This window comes from Enterobacter cloacae complex sp. IR5459, from assembly GCF_049238005.1.
Lineage (GTDB): Bacteria > Pseudomonadota > Gammaproteobacteria > Enterobacterales > Enterobacteriaceae > Enterobacter > Enterobacter hormaechei_C.
Map to the genome: position 1 here is coordinate 166210 of NZ_JBMKIG010000008.1, position 18708 is coordinate 184917.

18 protein-coding genes are annotated in these 18708 nt (G+C 53.4%); 9 read left to right on the forward strand and 9 right to left on the reverse strand.

Annotated features, from left to right (window positions below; genetic code table 11):
- Positions 1-106 precede the first annotated feature (106 nt).
- Entirely contained in the window at positions 107-949 is an 843-nt protein-coding gene (locus ACOTX4_RS17530; RefSeq protein ID WP_045333023.1) for a LysR family transcriptional regulator, read from the forward strand.
- Here ACOTX4_RS17530 and ACOTX4_RS17535 read toward each other — a convergent pair.
- Both ACOTX4_RS17535 and hglS read right to left on the reverse strand, forming a co-directional pair.
- On the reverse strand, positions 936-2441 hold the full coding sequence (locus tag ACOTX4_RS17535) for a carboxylesterase/lipase family protein (protein WP_023314125.1): 1506 nt from the start codon (positions 2439-2441) through the stop codon (positions 936-938). The genes ACOTX4_RS17530 and ACOTX4_RS17535 overlap by 14 nt on opposite strands.
- Before the next feature lie 42 nt (positions 2442-2483).
- Positions 2484-3827: a 2-oxoadipate dioxygenase/decarboxylase HglS gene (gene hglS / locus ACOTX4_RS17540; RefSeq protein WP_003857245.1), complete on the reverse strand. Its 1344-nt coding sequence runs from the start codon at positions 3825-3827 to the stop codon at positions 2484-2486.
- Positions 3828-4054: 227 nt separating this feature from the next.
- Between hglS and ACOTX4_RS17545 the strand changes: the two genes are divergently transcribed.
- Complete coding sequence (locus tag ACOTX4_RS17545; protein ID WP_003857247.1) at positions 4055-4978, forward strand: LysR substrate-binding domain-containing protein; 924 nt, start codon at positions 4055-4057, stop codon at positions 4976-4978.
- Between the two features lie 41 nt (positions 4979-5019).
- Here the strand turns inward: ACOTX4_RS17545 and ACOTX4_RS17550 are convergent, their stop codons facing one another.
- The 4 genes from ACOTX4_RS17550 to ACOTX4_RS17565 form a co-directional block, all read right to left on the reverse strand.
- On the reverse strand, positions 5020-6711 hold the full coding sequence (locus ACOTX4_RS17550) for a methyl-accepting chemotaxis protein (RefSeq protein ID WP_045333022.1): 1692 nt from the start codon (positions 6709-6711) through the stop codon (positions 5020-5022).
- A gap of 159 nt (positions 6712-6870) precedes the next feature.
- Positions 6871-7989, reverse strand: coding sequence for an S-(hydroxymethyl)glutathione dehydrogenase/class III alcohol dehydrogenase (locus tag ACOTX4_RS17555; RefSeq protein ID WP_003857251.1), 1119 nt, complete (start codon positions 7987-7989; stop codon positions 6871-6873).
- A gap of 32 nt (positions 7990-8021) precedes the next feature.
- Positions 8022-8297 carry a metal/formaldehyde-sensitive transcriptional repressor gene (locus ACOTX4_RS17560; RefSeq protein WP_003857256.1) on the reverse strand — a complete coding sequence of 92 codons (276 nt, stop codon included), beginning with the start codon at positions 8295-8297 and terminating at the stop codon, positions 8022-8024.
- Between the two features lie 220 nt (positions 8298-8517).
- A complete protein-coding gene (locus ACOTX4_RS17565) occupies positions 8518-9306 on the reverse strand; it encodes a phosphotransferase family protein (protein ID WP_045333021.1) in 789 nt (262 codons plus the stop codon).
- Positions 9307-9598: 292 nt separating this feature from the next.
- On the opposite strand from ACOTX4_RS17565, the gene ACOTX4_RS17570 reads away from it, so the two are divergent.
- The 6 genes from ACOTX4_RS17570 to ACOTX4_RS17595 all read left to right on the forward strand — a co-directional run bounded on the left by ACOTX4_RS17570 (position 9599) and on the right by ACOTX4_RS17595 (position 12463).
- Complete coding sequence (locus ACOTX4_RS17570) at positions 9599-9910, forward strand: hypothetical protein (protein WP_045333020.1); 312 nt, start codon at positions 9599-9601, stop codon at positions 9908-9910.
- 342 nt (positions 9911-10252) lie between these two features.
- On the forward strand, positions 10253-10858 hold the full coding sequence (locus tag ACOTX4_RS17575; protein WP_022651169.1) for a hypothetical protein: 606 nt from the start codon (positions 10253-10255) through the stop codon (positions 10856-10858).
- Positions 10859-11042: 184 nt separating this feature from the next.
- The gene (locus ACOTX4_RS17580) at positions 11043-11315 is read left to right on the forward strand and encodes a DUF883 family protein (protein ID WP_003857263.1); all 273 of its coding nucleotides are present in this window, start codon (positions 11043-11045) and stop codon (positions 11313-11315) included.
- Positions 11316-11503: 188 nt separating this feature from the next.
- Positions 11504-11743 (forward strand): regulatory protein YcgZ, encoded by a 240-nt coding sequence (ycgZ, locus tag ACOTX4_RS17585; protein ID WP_003857265.1) that lies wholly within the window; start codon positions 11504-11506, stop codon positions 11741-11743.
- A gap of 118 nt (positions 11744-11861) precedes the next feature.
- Positions 11862-12161, forward strand: a complete 300-nt coding sequence (locus ACOTX4_RS17590; protein WP_003857266.1) for a hypothetical protein — start codon at positions 11862-11864, stop codon at positions 12159-12161.
- Positions 12162-12184: 23 nt separating this feature from the next.
- Positions 12185-12463 (forward strand): biofilm development regulator YmgB/AriR family protein, encoded by a 279-nt coding sequence (locus tag ACOTX4_RS17595; RefSeq protein ID WP_044596271.1) that lies wholly within the window; start codon positions 12185-12187, stop codon positions 12461-12463.
- Positions 12464-12546: 83 nt separating this feature from the next.
- On the opposite strand, the gene ACOTX4_RS17600 is transcribed toward ACOTX4_RS17595, so the two are convergent.
- Positions 12547-14004 (reverse strand): EAL domain-containing protein, encoded by a 1458-nt coding sequence (locus ACOTX4_RS17600; protein ID WP_045333019.1) that lies wholly within the window; start codon positions 14002-14004, stop codon positions 12547-12549.
- A gap of 285 nt (positions 14005-14289) precedes the next feature.
- Between ACOTX4_RS17600 and ACOTX4_RS17605 the strand changes: the two genes are divergently transcribed.
- Positions 14290-15174: a hypothetical protein gene (locus ACOTX4_RS17605; RefSeq protein WP_032634546.1), complete on the forward strand. Its 885-nt coding sequence runs from the start codon at positions 14290-14292 to the stop codon at positions 15172-15174.
- 33 nt (positions 15175-15207) lie between these two features.
- Here ACOTX4_RS17605 and ACOTX4_RS17610 read toward each other — a convergent pair whose 3' ends face one another.
- On the reverse strand, positions 15208-16383 hold the full coding sequence (locus ACOTX4_RS17610) for an HlyD family type I secretion periplasmic adaptor subunit (RefSeq protein ID WP_022651165.1): 1176 nt from the start codon (positions 16381-16383) through the stop codon (positions 15208-15210).
- Entirely contained in the window at positions 16380-18545 is a 2166-nt protein-coding gene (locus tag ACOTX4_RS17615; RefSeq protein ID WP_045333018.1) for a type I secretion system permease/ATPase, read from the reverse strand. The genes ACOTX4_RS17610 and ACOTX4_RS17615 overlap by 4 nt, the downstream gene beginning before the upstream one ends.
- Positions 18546-18708: the final 163 nt, after the last annotated feature.

Here is an 18708-nt window from a genome sequence, read left to right on the forward strand (position 1 = left end):
CCCTTCTCGTGGTGAATGCATAACTATTCAAACAACAACTTCATTGCCGGGACAATCGAATTGTTGTCATAATAGCCATGACAAAAATGCATAGCTAAGGTGAGATATGTCGCGTCGTTCATTTCCGCTTAATGCCGTAGAGACGTTCATCGTGACCGCGCGTCACCTGAATCTTACCCATGCCGCAAAGGAGCTTTGTCTGACGCAGGGGGCGGTAAGCCGTAAAATCGCCTCGCTGGAAAGCTGGTTCGGCTTCCCGCTGTTCGAGCGCCATGCCCGCGGCCTGCGTCTCTCCTCACAGGGAAGCGCCCTGCTGCCGGAGCTGCAATCTGCCTTTGAGCACCTGCTGAACGTTGCTGAACAGGCGCGAACGCACCAGACCGTAATCCGTCTGAAAGCGCCTACCTGCGCGATGCGCTGGCTGGTGCCGTGTCTGCTACAGGTGGAGCGCGAACAGCCGGAACTCCAGATTGCGCTGACCACCACCACCGATCACAACGTCAATTTCAAAACCGAATCCTGTGACGCGGCGATTGTGTTTGGGACGCACATGAGCGCCGGCGATCTGCTGTTCGAAGAGGCCTTAACCCCGGTGATGAGCCCGCTACGGGCCGGCTCTGCGCTGGAAGCACTCACCTTCCTTCACCCCACGCGGGACAAAACGGACTGGACGCTGTGGCTGGCGAAACAGCCGGGTCCGCCGCCAGCTATGCTCAAAAATCAACACTTCGAAACCATGGATCTCGCCATTACCGCCGCCATTCAGGGACTGGGCATCGCCATCGCGGATGAAACGCTGGTGGAGGAGGACGTGCGCGCCGGACGGCTGATGCGCCCTTTTGACACGAGCATAAAAACGGGGGCGAGCTACCGGCTGGTATTACGCGACGCACCCGGCCCGGAAAACGGGCTGGATGCGTTTCGCGCCTGTCTGCTCAGTCGAGGCTGACGTGGTGTTTCATCACCCGTTTGAAGAGGCTCATACGGGCACGCATGAAGCGGTTTTCAAGCCGAAAACCTGCATGTTTATTCACACCAATACGTAACAGCACGTCCCGCCCTTTCCGGCAGGCGGGCCAGCGCGTGGGCCCTGCCAGGCTATCGCGTGCCCCCGCATCCCGGGCGAAGCTCACCCAGTAGTCCGCCACCTGAGCGGCGAAGGCCAGATCGCGTTCATTCACATACTGCCGCGAAGGTTCCACCTGTCCAAGGGTATCGAAGACGTAGGGCACTTCGTTGCCGTGCCAGGCGCCGTTGATGTACGTCGCGTGCTCTGCTTCGGCCACATAATCAAACCAGTATCGCCAGCACAGGCCGCCCGCCCGCTGCTGGGCCTGCATTACCACGTATCCCATGGTGGTGAAGGCCATGTCGCGGCATACCTGCCTGCCAAGTTCCTCATCGCCCTTCACGCCAGGATAAAGCAGCTTTATCAGCCCCAGGCCAAAGCGCCGCTCACGGCGGAGCTTCTGGATCTGCCCGGCCAGATCGACCCCGAATACCGACATCACGCTGGCTTCGTCGCTGTTCGACCCAATCATCACCGGTACAGGATGCTGGCGGGCCGCGAAGAAAACGTCGAGCATGGCCTCAGGCAAAACGCAATCCCCCACGATGGGCGCAGGGGCGATATTCAACGGCGAGGTCAGCGGCCAGAACGCCTCAGGCGGGATTGCGCGAAGCTGTTCCGCGGTAGCATTGTGCAGGCCGAAATGGGCGGCAATCGCTTCGCCTTTATGCAGGGCCTGCTCGCGCGGGGTGTCGGGCAGCGTGTACCCGCTTTGCACAATGGCTTTATGGAACAGTCCTCCTGCAAGCGGGGAAGCCATCAGCGACAGCACGCTGCGCGCACCGGCCGACTCGCCAAATACGGTGATGTTCTCAGGATCGCCGCCGAACGCGGCAATGTTATCGCGCACCCATTCCAGGGCCTGGATCTGATCGAGCAGTGCGAAGTTATGCACCACGCGCTCTTCCTCCCCCTCCAGCGCCGGATGAGCAAAAAAGCCGAGGTGGCCGAGACGGTAATTGATCGTCACCACCACCGTGCCACGCTTCGCCAGCGCCCTGCCGTTATACGGAGGCAGCCCGCCAGCGCCGAGGGTAAATCCTCCGCCGTGCAGCCAGACCATCACCGGAAGCGGATCGGCGCGTGCCACTGGCGACCAGACGTTAAGGTACAGGCAGTCTTCAGAGAACTGGCCGGGATCGCCGCCGCCCAGCTCCTGGCAGCTTTCGCTGCTCTGCCAGCTGGAGGCGGAGAACGCCGTCGCCGGACGCACGCCATCCCAGCGTGCAGGGGGACGCGGGGAGCGCCAGCGCCACGGGCCAACAGGGGGTGCCGCATAGGGAATGCCACACCACACATGGGTATCGCCTTCAGTAAAACCAATCAGTGCGCCCTGGCGCGTTTCAACCACAGGGGCAGAGGGATTTTCCATACCAACCTTCTTTTTCCATCACACCCTTGCAGAGTAACGGTTTCAGAGCAAACCGCAACGCTGTTTGCTGCGCGCTTCCGCCTCCTCGTAAAGCGAAAACTCGTCGTACACCGCACAGCCGAGCGCGGCTTCGAAGGCATTGCGGCTGGCATTGCCGTGGCTGCGCGCCTGCGTTTCATTGCCAAGATTCGACTGGAAGATCCCCGCCGCGCTGACGGGCAGAAAATCCTCGTAGGTGATGGGCTGTGCCACAACCCAGCCGCGTTCGATCAGCGGCTGCGGATCGTCGCCGGGACGAAATGCGTGGCGATGCGCCTCACCTGTCGGGGTCAGACGGTAGCGGAAATAAGCCAGCCCCTGACGGCGCAGGAACATTTCGCTGTCCGGGAAGGCGCTGAAGATCTCGCGCAGGTGAAGCTGGTGGGTCAGGTTGTCTTTGCCGGTCCCGGCCTGGTTTAACAGGCTGTCGTACAGCTCGCGCCCTTTCGGCGTAAGCGCCACGCCGCGCTGCTCAATCTCACCGAAACGCGCGGTATGGGTGCCCTTGTGTTCCCCCGCGAACAGCACCGGCTCCTCCAGCGCCTTAAAGCTGGTCTGACGCAGGAGGATCGGCACCTCGCGGCGCGGCGGGCCTTCAATCAGGATTTTCGGCTCGATGCCGTACTTCGGCATTAGCTCCTGCACCCGGTCGATATCCAGCGTGCGCGGCGTGAGATGGTTGATGTGGCACCCCGGGAAACAGACCACGTCGGCAATCAGGCGATGTTCGTTGCTCAGCGCCAGATAGGTTTCCTGATCGACCGTCGCATGGCGATGCCAGCGGAAGGTTTCTAAGGCTTCCTGCACAAATTCGCGCGCCTGTGCCTCGGTAAAGTGTCCCTGCGCATCATGCAGGTCGATCAGTTCCAGACAGCGCGGCGTAAAGATGTTGCGCCGGGAGAGGATCTCCGCCGCCCTTTCGCGCAGCGCAACGTTTTCAATCAGCTCCAGGCGCAGCAGCGAGGTAAAAATGCGAAACGGATTACGGCAGAGCGCCGCATCGTCTGTCGGACGAAACGCCGTCGAGTGGACGGGCACGCCCGCCTGGGAGAGATCGTAGTAGCTGACCGGGTACATGCCCATAATGGCGAAGATCCGGCGCAGGGTGGAAAGCTCCTGCGCGGTGCCAACGCGGATCGCACCGTGACGTTCAACATTCAGGCGCGCCAGTTCGTCTGCGTTCGCCAGTTGTTCATGTAAAAGTGGGTTATTTTCCAGAACCGCCAGGTTAACGTCCGCCACCAGTTCCAGCAAGGTGCCGTACTGCGGAACTTCCTGCTGGTACATCGCCGACATAGCCTGCGAAAAGTGTTCCCGAATATCATCAGCCGTGATGGTGTTCGCCATGATGTCATGCCTCCAGTGAATACTACCTGGAGTGTAGAGAAGCCCGTTCCTTTCGTTGGGAAGAATTTACGAATTGTGATCCAGGCAGACGAGTGGTCAAAGCGTGGGCATTTTCGAAAAACGGTTGTAACTCAAACAGATCAAATGTTAAAAATATTTTGCTATCAGGTTATCAAATTCAAACATCTTAACTTGTCACCCGCGTCGCTCTGTTTTTAACATCGCCTATGGAAAAAAATGGTCTGTTCAGTCAGCGCATACGCTTGCGCCATTTGCATACTTTTGTGGCCGTCGCTCAACAGGGAACGCTGGGGCGAGCGGCTGAAACCCTTAACCTCAGTCAGCCTGCACTCTCCAAAACGCTGAACGAACTGGAACAGCTTACCGGAACCCGCCTGTTCGATCGCGGCCGTCTGGGGGCTCAGCTTACGCTCGTGGGCGAACAGTTCCTGACGCATGCCGTTAAAGTTCTCGATGCCCTCAATACCGCCGGTCAGGCGTTAAACCGTAAAGAGGAGCCGGCCAGCGACATCGTGCGCGTGGGCGCGCTGCCAACGGCGGCGCTGGGCATACTGCCTGCGGCGATCGGCCAGTTCCACCGTCAGCAAAAGCACGCCACGCTTCAGGTCGCGACCATGAATAACACCATGCTGCTGGCGGGCCTGAAGTCAGGCGAGCTGGATCTGGGCATTGGGCGGATGTCCGATCCGGAACTGATGAGCGGCCTGAACTACGAGCTGCTGTTCCTGGAATCGCTGAAGCTGGTCGTGCGTCCGAATCATCCTCTGTTGCAGGACACCGTGACCCTGAGCCGTGTGATGGAGTGGCCGGTGGTGGTCTCACCAAAAGGAACCGTTCCGCGTCAGAATGCGGAAGCGTTGCTGCAAATGCAGGGCTGCACGCTGCCTTCCGGGTGTATTGAAACGCTCTCGGCGTCGCTGTCGCGCCAGCTTACGGTGGATTATGACTACGTATGGTTTGTGCCGTCCGGCGCGGTGAAGGACGATCTGCGACGCGGCGTGCTTACGGCGCTGCCGGTAACATCGCCCGGCGCGGGAGAACCGATTGGGATCCTGACGCGGGTAGATGCCCCGCTCTCTGAAGGTGCCCAAACGCTGTTAAGCGCCATTCGTAAATCAATGCCTCTCTGACCATAAACGCAGAACCCGCCGCGAGGGCGGGTCTGTCTTACTCAGAACGTTTCCCAGTTATCACCTGAGACGACCGCCGCCGGGGTTAAAGGCGCGGGTTTCGCTGCGTTTGCAGCGGCTGGAGCCCGTCCTGAACGCGCCCCGTTGAGACGAAACGCGCCAACGGCTTCCGTCAGACGTGCGCCCTGCTCCTCCAGCGAAGCCGCTGCCGCAGAAGCTTCTTCCACCAGCGAGGCATTCTGCTGCGTCACCTTATCCATCTCGGAAATCGCCTGGCTCACCTGAACGATGCCGCGGCTCTGCTCATCGGACGCCGCTGCAATCTCCAGCATGATATCGGTGACGCGTTTAACCGCCTCGACGATTTCATTCATGGTATTGCCCGCTGCAACCACCTCCCCGGAACCCTGATCGATAAGCGACACCGATTCATTAATCAGGCTTTCAATCTCTTTCGCCGCGTTTGCGCTGCGGCTTGCCAGGGTGCGAACTTCACTCGCCACGACCGCAAAGCCGCGTCCCTGTTCACCCGCACGCGCCGCCTCGACCGCCGCGTTGAGCGCCAGAATATTGGTCTGGAACGCGATGCTGTTAATCACGGCGGTAATTTCAGAGATCTTCTTCGAGCTGGTGGAAATATTACCCATGGTTTTCACCACGCCGGAGACCATCTGCCCCCCGCGGCTGGCCTTCCCGGAGGCATCTTCTGCCAGTTTACTTGCATGATGCGCGTTATCGGCGTTCTGTTTCACCGTCGCGGTGAGCTGCTCCATGCTGGCCGCCGTCTGTTCAATCGCCGCCGCCTGCTGCTCAGTACGGGAAGAGAGATCGGTGTTACCCGCGGAGATCTCGCTGGTTCCCCGGTAGATCTCCTCCGCCCCTTGCCGCACGGTGCCTACGGTGATCACCAGCGCGTGCTGCATCGTTTGCAGATCGCGCGTCAGGCGGCCAATTTCACTGCGCCCGGTCGGTTCGTCCGGCATGGTCAAATCGCCTTTCGCGATATTTTCGATACGCGTAGCGGCTCGCTGGAGCGGGTTTATCACCGTACGGCGCAGCACCACAAAGGTGATCACCGCCAGCGCCAGCGCCAGGCCAAACGCGCCGAACATAAACATCAGCCCCAGCCGGGTGCGGGTGTGAGCCTGCGCCGTCAGCGCGTTGGCGCGTTCGGTGCGGATTTTTATCGCCTTCAGCAGCACCGCGTTATAGGCATCGTCCAGCGGACGCGCGGTCTCATTTTCGTGGTTAATAATGGCTTCAAACATGCCGTTTTTGGCATATTTCAGCATCGGCTGCATACCGGCGATGTAGGCGTCATAGCGGGCTTTCAGATCGCCGTCCAGCGCTTCATCAGCCGGTGTGCGAATAGTGCGCTTCATATAGGCGGCAAATCCATCCTGCGACTGCCTGATGCGGGTCTCAGCCTCAGCGATGTTTTGTTTCATCGCCTCCATCTCCGCGATACGGCTCGCCGCCCCCGCGTGGATCATGTTGATACGGGCGGTGCGTAAATGGTTGGAACTGTTTGACAGCCCGGTGCGCACCTGGATTTCTGCCGTAACATCCTGCTGATCGTTATCGGCCTGGAGCAGGAAATAGCCTGCCAGACCCGAGCTCAATGCAAACAGGAGAATAATGCCACCGAGAATGGAGGAAAACAGCGGAACCAGCCGGATGTGGTGCAAGAAACTCAGCTTATGCTGCGCCTGCATCGATGTTGTGTTGTCCATGACCGTCGACTCTCTTATAGGTAAGATGCGTAAAAACACGCCTGTAAAAGAGTCATCGGCACGGCGTAGAATTAGATTACGGTTAAAAGCGCCAGACAGGTCACACTTTAGAAAAGATCAGGGAAGAAATGCCAGCGGAAAAAACCGCTGGCAGAATAATCAGTTGTCGCCGAAATGGATAACGGTACGAATAGATTTTCCTTCGTGCATCAGATCGAAGGCTTCGTTGATCTGCTCCAGCGGCAGGCGGTGCGTAATGAACGGGTCGAGCTGAATTTTACCGACCATCGCATCTTCAACCATGCCCGGCAGCTGGGTACGGCCTTTCACGCCGCCAAATGCCGACCCGCGCCATACGCGCCCTGTCACCAGCTGGAAGGGACGGGTTTTGATCTCCTGACCCGCGCCGGCCACACCGATAATGATGCTCTCGCCCCAGCCTTTGTGGCAGCACTCAAGCGCTGAGCGCATCACATCGACGTTGCCGATACATTCGAAGCTGAAGTCCACGCCGCCGTCGGTCAGCTCAACGATCACCTCCTGAACCGGTTTGTCGTAGTCTTTCGGGTTGATGAAATCGGTCGCGCCCATCTCACCTGCGAGCTTAAATTTTTCCGGGTTGGTATCCACAGCAATGATGCGGCCAGCTTTCGCCTGTACCGCGCCCTGGATGACTGCCAGACCGATCCCGCCGAGGCCGAACACCGCCACGGTGTCACCCTCTTTCACTTTCGCCGTGTTATGCACCGCGCCGATACCGGTGGTGACACCGCAGCCGAGCAGACAGACTTTATCCAGCGGGGCCTGCGGATTCACTTTCGCCAGTGAGATCTCGGCGCACACCGTGTATTCGCTGAAGGTGCTGGTCCCCATGTAGTGATAAATGGGCTCGCCGTTATAGGAGAAACGGGTGGTGCCGTCCGGCATAAGACCTTTACCCTGCGTGGCGCGCACGGCCTGGCAGAGGTTAGTTTTGCCGGATTTGCAGAACTTACACTCACCGCACTCTGCGGTGTAGAGCGGGATCACATGGTCGCCGGGCTTCAGGCTGGTGACGCCTTCACCCACTTCCACCACCACACCGCCCCCTTCGTGGCCGAGCACCGCCGGGAATACGCCTTCCGGATCGTCACCAGACAGGGTAAACGCATCGGTATGGCAAACGCCGGTATGGGTAATTTTGATCAGCACTTCGCCTTTCTTCGGCGGAGCAACATCAATTTCAACGATTTTCAGCGGCTGGCCTGGGCCGAACGCGACAGCTGCGCGAGATTTCATGATGTCTTTCCCTTGTTGTGAGGTGTGTGGATTTATTTTAGATAAGAGCGCAGTAAATGGCCGACTTCCGCCATCCGCACAGCCCGCTGATCCGGGGTGGTCTCCCCCGTCACCAGCTCATCTTTGAGGTGAATTTCAACCATTTCCCCCATCAGGCCATTGGCAGCGCCGCGCACGGCGGCGATTTGCTGCAAAATGGCGAGACAGGGATCGCCCGATTCCAGGGCGCGTTCAAGGGCATCAACCTGGCCCCGAATGCGGCGGACGCGGGTCAGAATACGTTTTTTATCTTCGGGTGAATGCGGCATACGCCCTCCTGATACTATAGGGGGGTATTGTATCTGTTAATACGATTTTATGTAAACATGAAGTTTATTGTGGGTTTTAAGTAGAGCCGTAGGTAATGTGAAAAATCAGCGTCTGGAGTTAATATTGGTGACTCGCTGATATATCAGAAGTGGGCAATCACGTGCCTCAGGCGCGTAAAGTAGGTATTGCTAGAAAAGCATAATTTTTAGAAATCATGCTTCATAACATTTTTTCCACGTTGTCTAACCAGGCGGGAAGATGCTCTCTGTACCAGTTGAGATACAAGGGAAAAGTACTCTTTCGCCGCATATGAAGCAGGACAATCACTTCCGTGACAATCCAGGCTTTGACAACTGCAATTTCTCTGGCCAGCTCCCTGATATTTTGATGGGAGGATAGCTGGCAATAGCGTTCTGCAAGGTCTATAAATTCTTGTTTTGTCCCCATTCCCCTTATGAGGGGAGCCAGGTCAATAGCAGGACTCCCTTTGCCAAACCTTTCCCAGTCAAAAAGAACTAAATTACCGTTTTCTCTTCTTCCCCAGTTGCCTACGTTGCTGTCGCCTGAAACCAGGCTTTGGCAGGCGAATAACGCATTACTATTCTGCTGAAATCGTCGAAGCTGCCGGACATTTAATTCAGGTAATGCCAAAAGCATGAGAGCGTTTTCAAGCGCTGTTTCTGTCCACGTATGCGTATGATAGAGCCATTCAGAATTTGCAGGATAGCGATGCAGGCGCCCCAGCATAGCTATGGCATAATCATTTGCCACCGCGGTCTGATCAACCTTATACGGAATATACTCTAGTTTTAACTGGCGTAAGGTGGCATCAGCAGAGAAAAGCGTTGGAGTAGCAATCCCTGCCTGGTTAAGCTCTGTTGCCGCGTAGAGATAAAAGGCCCACTCAACATCGCTGACAGGCCACTTTTCTATAACTATATGATTGCAATCACTGGTATTCAGCACCACTTTGGCAGTGCCCATTTTGGATAAATCCATGGCAGACATGTACTGTCCCTTAAAAATTCACATGTTGGTTGTTATTAAGTGTAATGCAAGTGTGGTACAGATGAAGTCATAAAACGTCATCCTTCCTTAAAAATCCTACTTTTAAAGACTTGTGCAATCACACTAACCCCCACTAAAGAACGTAGGTATCATAAGAATAAGAAAAAGAATAGACTAATACATGTTGGGTATATTTATTTTTGATAACATTTAGCCTGTAGTAAACAAAATAAGTCGGGTGCAACATATTGAATTAGGGTCACAACGCCTCATCATTAAGGAATGAATAAGTATGAAAAGAATTGTTCTCGCCTCTTTGGTTTTATCTTTTTCGTTATCTGCTAACGCTAATCAATTAAGCATTGATGACCAAATTAATAATGCTTGTGCTAAGGCCTTAAGCGGTGACAAAGAACCTTTGGGTAACTTCCCACCCGATAGGTATGCTGCAACAGTCAGTCCGAAAGTTAAAGAAGCTTACAACGAAGTTTTAAAATCTCGGCCCTCTATTGTAAACGATCAGAGTTTACAGAATGCAACCAGTTGCGCCAACCTGGTTAGAGATAAACTAAAATCAAAAGGTGAGTACACAGAAGAAAAATGATTGCCAGTGTGGAGAAACAGCATTTTTTCTGTGGAGCTGAACGCTTTCTCTATCAGAGTACGTTCTTAAGAAAACATCGACAAGATAGTTCCGCAGCTGTGTTTTCCACCTCTCGCTGGTCCCCCAATACCCTAACATCCCCTTGCCTGATGACACCCTCCGCAATGACATTGCCCCGCCTTAACAGCACAGACGATGTTGACGATATTTACGCTTTCGTCTCTTCGTGACCAACCCTATTTAGCTCAAAATGTTAAAAATCCGCACTTATATGGCACATTGTGAACAGAAATAACATTCTCGTCACCTAACATACTCGCTACAAACAAAATGGTGGTGTTAATGATTGTACTAAAGAGCTTTTTATTCTTCGTTGGCGCGGCGGCCGCTTGCGCACTTATTGTACTTTGTCTTTGGGTTGATATGCGGTTTGTCGGCCATGATATTCCGGAATTATCACTGACCGAAATTATGCAGGAAACGGTATTAGCGAGTATTGTCTTTCTCCATTTTCGTCTGGCGAAAATGTACGAATCCATGCGTTACTGTAATATTCTGGTGGGCGGATTTTTCCTGACAATGCTAATTCGTGAGCTGGACGCGCTTTTTGATCTCATTTCTCATGGGAGTTGGGTGTGGTTCGCGCTGATTACCGCTGTGCTGGCGTTAATTCGCCCCGTTATGCATTTTCGTGCTACCCTGGAACAGCTGGCAAAATATACCCAATCCCCCTGGTACGGTATTCTGTTGAGCGGCCTGCTGGCTGTACTGGTCTTCTCCCGCCTCTTTGGAATGCAGGTGCTGTGGCACGCCATCCTGGAGCATGGCTATATGCGTGTCGTGAAAAACGCCGTGGAGGAAGGTTCGGAATCGTTCGGTTATATGCTGTGCCTGGCCGCATCCCTTGGTTATTACGTTACCTTTCCCGCTCACGCACGACAAAAATAATCTCTTCGCACTGCGTAGAGAGACGGCGAGGGAAATAGTGATCAACAACATCCTAAGGACGTCAGGGTGGTCATGTAAGAAAGACATATCCTAAAAAGGGGCAATCAGGCGTCGATTTCAGCATATTCTCTCTCACGCCTGCAATCAGCGTCTATCCTTAGACTATCAACAAAAGGAGGCTGGAATGTCTGATTTCGACACTGATAAAAATGCACAATACGCTGGCGATAAAGCCAAAAACAAACTTGATGAATTATCCGGCTCTGCGCAGCAGCAGTTTGGTGAATTCGTTGACTCCCCTAAACACCAGGTGAAAGGTGCAGCGAAAAAATATGCTGCCCAGGCCAGTGATGCCGTCTCGGATGTTACTGAAGCCGTCAGAAATAACCCGTTAACGGGCTTAATCGCTGCGGGTGCGGTAGGTATCGTTCTGGGACTTCTGCTGGGACGTAAATAATTTCAGGCCCTCCGGGGCCTTTTCTTTTCCCCCTCTTTCCTTCTCTTCCCCCCCTAATCTTGATAGTTCTCCTGATAAAAGCTCAATCCATACGAAAAAGTTGTACAATTTTGATGTACAGATTTGACCATATAGTATAAATTCGATGCCAGTGATGTTACAAAATTGTTTGTTAACGGTGGAAAATTATGCGTCGCAACCATGCTCCCTCTACAGCAGAAAGCGCTATAACCTTGTATTTTAACAAGGATAACGTCCCAACACAGCAGGAAACCCTTGGTGCCATCGTCAGTGAGATCATCAAAGAAAATGTACAACTGAGCAGAATGACAATTTGTACAAAGCTGTTGCGCAGAATTGAAGAATCCACGTCTGACGTTGAGAAAGCGCACTACAACGGTTTGATAGCCCTCTTCTTCGAGCGTTAACCTGAACACTGTTTTTTAACTTACTAAGTTAGTCATGCTGAGTGAGAATAGAGCTTCTGAATGCGATGACTAACCCCATGCTACAGCCTGCCGCGTGTAGCAGAGTGAGATTGAAGGTATGCATAGAACTAAATTTGAACGACTTAAGGATGACCTTATCGGTGAGGCCGTATTATCCATACTGAAAGAGAACGGACCTATTACCTTTGTGTCTCTTGCTAATCGCCTGCGGGCGATGGCTAACGTTGAATCAAATGATGAACGTAAAAATGCATTGATTGCCGCTGAAGATGAAGTGCGCCAGCGTGTAACCGGCGTCTCGCACGACCGGGGAAGAGTGATGGGCAATTATGACATGGGTCGCATGCGATCTCTCTTTACTCACAACACGCTTTTGACCCCAGACAAGAAACACTAATTTTAACCGAAACGGTGACCACCATGAGTAAAGCGATTATGCAGCAGACGTATAATTTTGAAGCCTTGCACGATAAAGGACTGGCGGAACATTTTCTTAATGCAGGAAAACATCTCAGTGGTGAGGTTGAAGTGTTGGGCTCGGCAATACGCTGTATTATGCTGACCGGTGACAATCTCTCTAATAAAGAGATTATCCTGCAACTGATTCACGCCCTCGAAATTACCGAGGAGCCCGAAGCCTGCGATGTCATTCGAAATACGCTTGAAATTGTTGTCGGTTTTACTCGCGATGATATCTGATAACAGATTATTGCGCTGGTGAGTGACTGTTTTTGCTGGTGGTAGAAAAGTTTCTCTGTCGTACCACCAGCATAGTGAACCCATTAACTAAATAGCCGTACCATTCGATCAAGCTCTTCTTCTTTAACCGCCCGGGATAGATAATATCCCTGAAAGCGTTTAACCCCTAACGCGACAAGTTTTTTAAATTTTTCTTCGCTATCGACGCCTTCCGCAACGCATTCCCTTCCCGTCATGTCGCTGTATATCTGTATCGCTTTAATAATGCTATAGTCATTGTCGTTAGCAACAAAGTGCTCAACTATATCGCGGTCAAGCTTCAATCCATCAACATTAATCTGTCGGATGGGTAACATAGCGTAATCTCTGGAAAAGCAATCATCCAGAAACAGCCGACACCCCTCGGCGCGTAAACGCTGAAGAGTGACAGGAATATTTGGATCCTTTGTCACATCAATCGCTTCAGCTAATTCAAAGACAAGTTTCCCGGCCCACTGCGGCTTCAGTAACATCTCAACGGCTTTTTTCGCCATTCCCGGCAGCGCGTTCCCGGTAGCCAGTGGAGGCGGAATATTAACCGAAAAATAATATTTCCCATTGTATCTGTTGATACCTGACACGGCCGCGTGGATGACTAACGCCGTCAGCTTGAGCCATATTTCGCCATTTTTCACCCCACCCAGAAATTGGGCAGCCTTCAGAACCTGACCGTTTTTATGCCAGCGCAGCAGAATTTCAAAGCCTACTCCTTTTTTATCGCCATCGGTAATAATTTGATAAGCCGCAAAGATTTCCCGCTTATGTAACGCCTGCAAAATATCAATTTCCGCATCCGAAAACCCCTGCGGATTATTGTTTACTGCACAGACTTCATCTCTGAAAACACGTGCATCGCTAAACCACACCCTGATAAGATATAATTTATCCAACCCCACTTTTCTATGGGTATAAATGGTTTTATCTGACAACCCTAACCTCGCAGACTGCTCTTTTATCGAAATACCCCGATAAAAATTCAGCAATACGGTTAATTCGCGCTTTGTTAAACCATTCAGACTTTCTTTACCTTCTTTCTCGGGTCCATCACGCAATATGCGTGACGAATCGGTATGCACGTCATAAATGTTGTCTGCACAGTCCATTACGTCTGAAATATTCGCTATCCTGATCATCGATAACGATTTGGTATTATTAACGAGACTACACAACGTGGCATAAAGCCATCTCTCTGGTATTGCGCCATACAGCGTCACGCTACAAATAACCGGCAGCGCATTCAGCACCGATACCAACTGCTTCAGGCTTTCAAGAAAGGCAGCGACGTCGCGACCAAGAAAAACAGCAACTTCAGGTGGTTGATTTTGCATCATTTTATGAACATCACCTGAGCAAACTTCATCCTCTTCAAAATGGAGCCGCGTGGCGTTTACGCCACGTGACTTCAGAAGCAGGCTATACCCCTCGAAGGTGAAACCGCAGGCTGAAATAACAAACCGTTGCTTGTAGCACGTACCTTGTATAAAAGGTAAATTTTGAGACATAACCTGCTCCTGAGAATGCAAATAGTATTCCCATCTGTAATTAAAGCCAATACTCTTTGTCGCATTGAATAATTTTACCGCACCCTGTTTGGTTAATAAACCGTTATCAATGTTATGCACAGGAACATTTTTGCGTTAATCAACCGACTCATCCATATGCAGCATAAATATTACTTTCTTTTCATATAACGACAGTAAATATGCATTTCTCGAGGTATAATGAAAATTCCGAAAAAGAAGACCGGACACTTCATCTTATCGGCCCAGACAAAAAGAGAAAATGCTATGGATAATCACATCTCATCCAGGGCTTTGCTACATCGAAGGGATGTCATTAAAAACAACCCGCGATTTGGTGAAGCTATAACAGAACACTACAGAATTAATGATGCCATTTATAAAAAACAACCCTTGTTCTACAAAACGATGCTTCAGGAATCACGCTTCAACATAATACTGTCCATGTGTTGTTTTGTTTTTGGCAATCAGGCTGAGTCAGTTTCAGAGATTAAGGCGCTATGCACCCGTTATAATATCGCCAGCCCTAACAGTGTTATCGCGATCATTACCATACTTAAAACTACCGGGCGAATTAAGACCTGGCGCTGTAGTGAAGATCGCCGAAAAACAAAAATTGCGCCGACGGAAAAAGGACTCGATGAGCTTAAACGCTATATGTCCGGGGCGTTTACGCCTGTCAGCATTCTTTATCCGGCATTCAACATTAATGTTAACCTTCTGGACAATGACATTCTGAGGCACAACTTTTTCCGGCGCGCCGCAGAGTACCTTTTCCGCGGATTAACATTCAGGAAAGTGCTTCCGGAGGTGGGTTTATTTATTGATAAGGATGGTGGACGAATGATTATGCTCTATCTCTATTTGCAGGCCATTAAAAACAAAACAGCACACGGTGCCATAATAGCGTATTCAGCCAGCACGCTGGCAAAAGAATTTTTCGTCTCGCGTATTCACGTCAACCGCATTATCAAATCGGCGCAGGAGGCAGGTTATCTTAAAGATCGCGGCGATGGCCGGATGTCAATTTATCCGGCCTTTATCGAGCTTGTCGAAAATTATGCCGGATTATATTTTGCGTATGTCACACATTACATCAATGTGGTACCAAAAGAACGACGCCATGCTGTCAACATGACGCCTACACTCTGATCTGACGGGCGTTCGGTTTGCTGAACGCCTTTTTTACCGCTCGCGCAGCGCCTCTTTTGCCTTATTCAACGGTTTCAGCAGATAATCAATGACGGATTTACTGCCGGTTTTGATATCAACTGTGGCTATCATGCCCGGGAACACCGGGAACGCCTTGCCCTGCCTGTTGGTCAGATGGTTACTGTCTGTACGAATATAAACGCGATAATAATAAACATCCCGTTTCACCTCGTCCTGAAGGGTATCCGGGGAAATCATCGTCACCTCCCCTTCCAGCCCGCCGTAGATCGAGTAATCATAGGCGGTGATTTTCACCAGCGCTTTTTGCCCGGGATGGATAAACGCGACATCGCGCGGCGAGATTTTCGCTTCTATCACCATCTGGTCATCAAGCGGTACCAGGCTCATCAGTTTGCCGTTCGGCGGGATCACCCCGCCCACCGTCGTCACGTCAATATCCTTCACGATGCCACGCACCGGCGCATTAAACGTTAAGCGGGTGAGTGAATCTTCGCGTCCTTTCATGACCGAACGCTGCGCCTCTATTTCTGCGTTCGCTTTCGCCAGTTCTTCGCGGGCGCGAACGTAGTACTGGTTTTTCATCTCGGTGATTTTGCTCTCCAGCTCATTTTTTTGGCGTTCAAGGCGTAAGACTTCGACCTTACTGGCCGCCCCCTGCGTCACCAGCGGGCGCGTTAATGCCAGTTCACGCTGCACGAGATCCGCTCCCTGGCGTAAACCCGCCAGCCCTTTTTCAAGGCTTTCGCGACGTGACTGATAAAGCGCCGTTTCCTGTTTGACCAGCTCAACGTCGTCATCCAGCTCTGCCGGGAATGTCAGCCCGGTGTCGTTCACCTCAGCATTCAGACGCGCGGCCGTCGCCATCGCAGCGTTTAATCGAGACTCGCTCTCCAGCACGCTGGACTCGGTTTTCGTCCGGTCCAGTTGGGCAAGCTGTTGACCACGCTCGACGATGTCGCCTTCGCGCACCATCAGACTGTGAATAATCCCCCCTTCCAGGGACTGGATCACCTGCTCGTGGGAGGACGGGATCACCTTGCCACTGCCCGTAGTGACCTCATCCAGCTGGAACAGGCTGGCCCAGGTAATAAACACCACCAGCAGGGCAAACAGCGACCATGCCACCAGCGACGAACGCGGCAGGCGGGGCTCCTTCAGTCGGCTATTAAAGCGGGAGAAATCATTCATGCCACGCCCTCCGTTTTCAGTTTAACCGTACGCTGCGGCACCTGCTGCGGGGCCATTCCGTGCTGGCGTAAAATGGCATCACGAGGGCCATCCATCACCACTTTGCCGTTTTCCAGGACGATGATGCGGTCAACCAGGTCCAGAATCGGCAGGCGATGCGTCGCCACCACCAGCGTCCGGCGCTTACCGAGCCACTGGTGCAGATGCTGGATAAACTGCTTCTCGCTGACCTCATCCAGCCAGGCGGTGGGTTCATCCAGCAGCAGAATATTCGGCGAGGTGATCAGCGCGCGCGCCAGCAGCAGCGCCTGACGTTGCCCGCCGGAAAGCCCCGTTCCGCCCTCGTTGATGATGGTGTTTAGCCCCAATTTCTGCTTGCGCACAAACTCCAGCGCGCCGCTGTTGACCAGCGCCTGATGGATTTCCTCGTCTGTCGCCAGCGGATTACCCATCAGGATGTTGTCGCGTACGGAGCCGAAGAACAGCCGCGCCTGCTGGCTGAGCAACTGCATATCGCGGCGCACGTCGGCCGGGTCAAGATGATTGAGAGCAATATCGTCCAGCAAAATGCTGCCCTGCTGCGGCTCCTGCATTCCCGCCAGCAGATGCAGCAAGGTGCTTTTCCCCGAGCCATTCCGCCCGAGCACCGCCACGCGTTCCCCGGCGCGAATGCGCAGTTTGCTGATATTCAGCACGGTAAGCTTCTCTTCTTCATCGTAATAAAACCCGACGTCGTCCAGCCGGTAATCTCCGCGCAGGTGGGCTTTATGCACTTTTTTGCCGTGCTGGGGATCGTCAATCGGGCGCTGCATCAGGTCATCCAGTCCCTTGCGGGCCACCTTTGCCGACTGCCAGCGGGAGAGCACGCCGGAAATCTGCGACAGCGGCGCAATGGTGCGGGATGCCAGAATCGAGGTGCCCACCAGCGCACCGGTGGTCATGTCGCCGCTGATGACCAGATAACACCCCACCAGCAGCACCACGGCGTAGACGATAGATTGCACCTCCTGGGTCCAGGTTAGCAGCAGCCCCGTCAGCCAGCGCTGCTTCATGCCGACGCTGGCGGCGACGTCGTTGGTGTTATTCCACTGGTTCTGGAAACGCTGCTCGGCGCGCATCAGCTTGATGTCTTCAATGCCCTGCACCGCTTCCACCAGCGTGGCGTTACGAATGGCGGATTCACGCATCCCTTCGCTGGAGAGTTTCCCCAGCGGGCGCTGCACCAGCAGGCCAGGAATAAGCAACAGCGGCACGGCGAGCAGGACCACCAGCACCAGCGGACCACCAATCATCCACAGAATGAAGACGAACAGCAGGAAGAACGGCAGATCGGAGAGGGCCGCAATGGTCGTCGAGGTGATCAGCTCGCGCACCGACTCCAGCTCGCGGATCTGCGCGATAAACGATCCGGTTGATTTCGAGCGTGCGCCGTTTTTAATCCGCAGCGCGTGGGCAAAGACGCGTTCAGAGATGCGCAGATCGGCGCGCTTCCCCACCACGTCAGAAATGTGCACGCGCAGCATGCGCATGATGAATTCGAACACGATGGCAATCATCACGCCGCCAAACAGCACCCACAGCGTGGCTTCTGACTGCGACGGTACCACCCTGTCGTAGACCTGCATGGAGAAGACCATGCCGGAAAGCGCCAGCACGTTGGCGACCAGCGCCACCAGCATAATATCGCTGTAACGACGCCAGTCTTTCAGCGCCAGCTGCCAGAACCAGTTTTTCTCATAGGGTTTGATGTAATCATCCACGCGCGCATCCGGCGTGGACTCCAGGGGACGCAACACCATCAGCCCCTTTAACCGCGAACCGAGCTCGTCCCGCGTCAGCGTTGTCTCCAGGCCGCCGTCGCCGCTAAACTGCACGCTGACGTTCCCATCGTTGTCCATACGGTTGATGACCGCAATTTGCCCGCCGGTAAACTCCGCCAGCAGCGGTAAACGCCACGGATCGAGCGATAGGGCTTCCGCCGCCACCCAACGCATCCCCAGCCCAAGCTGGCGCGCCATCTCCTCCAGCACCAGCTGGCGTGGCGACTGGCTTTCATGGTTAATCGTGACCCGAACATGCTCCGCCGAAAAATCCAGCCGATAATATTTCGCGATGATGAGCATGCCCTGCAACCAGGGTTCGTACTGTGGATGTGTCTTCATAATGCTACGTCCTGTTCAGGGCGATGATTTCGCACTGAAATGATACCTTTCCGGGATGATTAGAAATCGAACACTGTCTAAACGAGCCCGCAAAATAATCTTGTTAAATATAGGGTTATGGCTATTCGTGTAAAGAAACGCAAAAAGCCGCGAGGATCGCTCC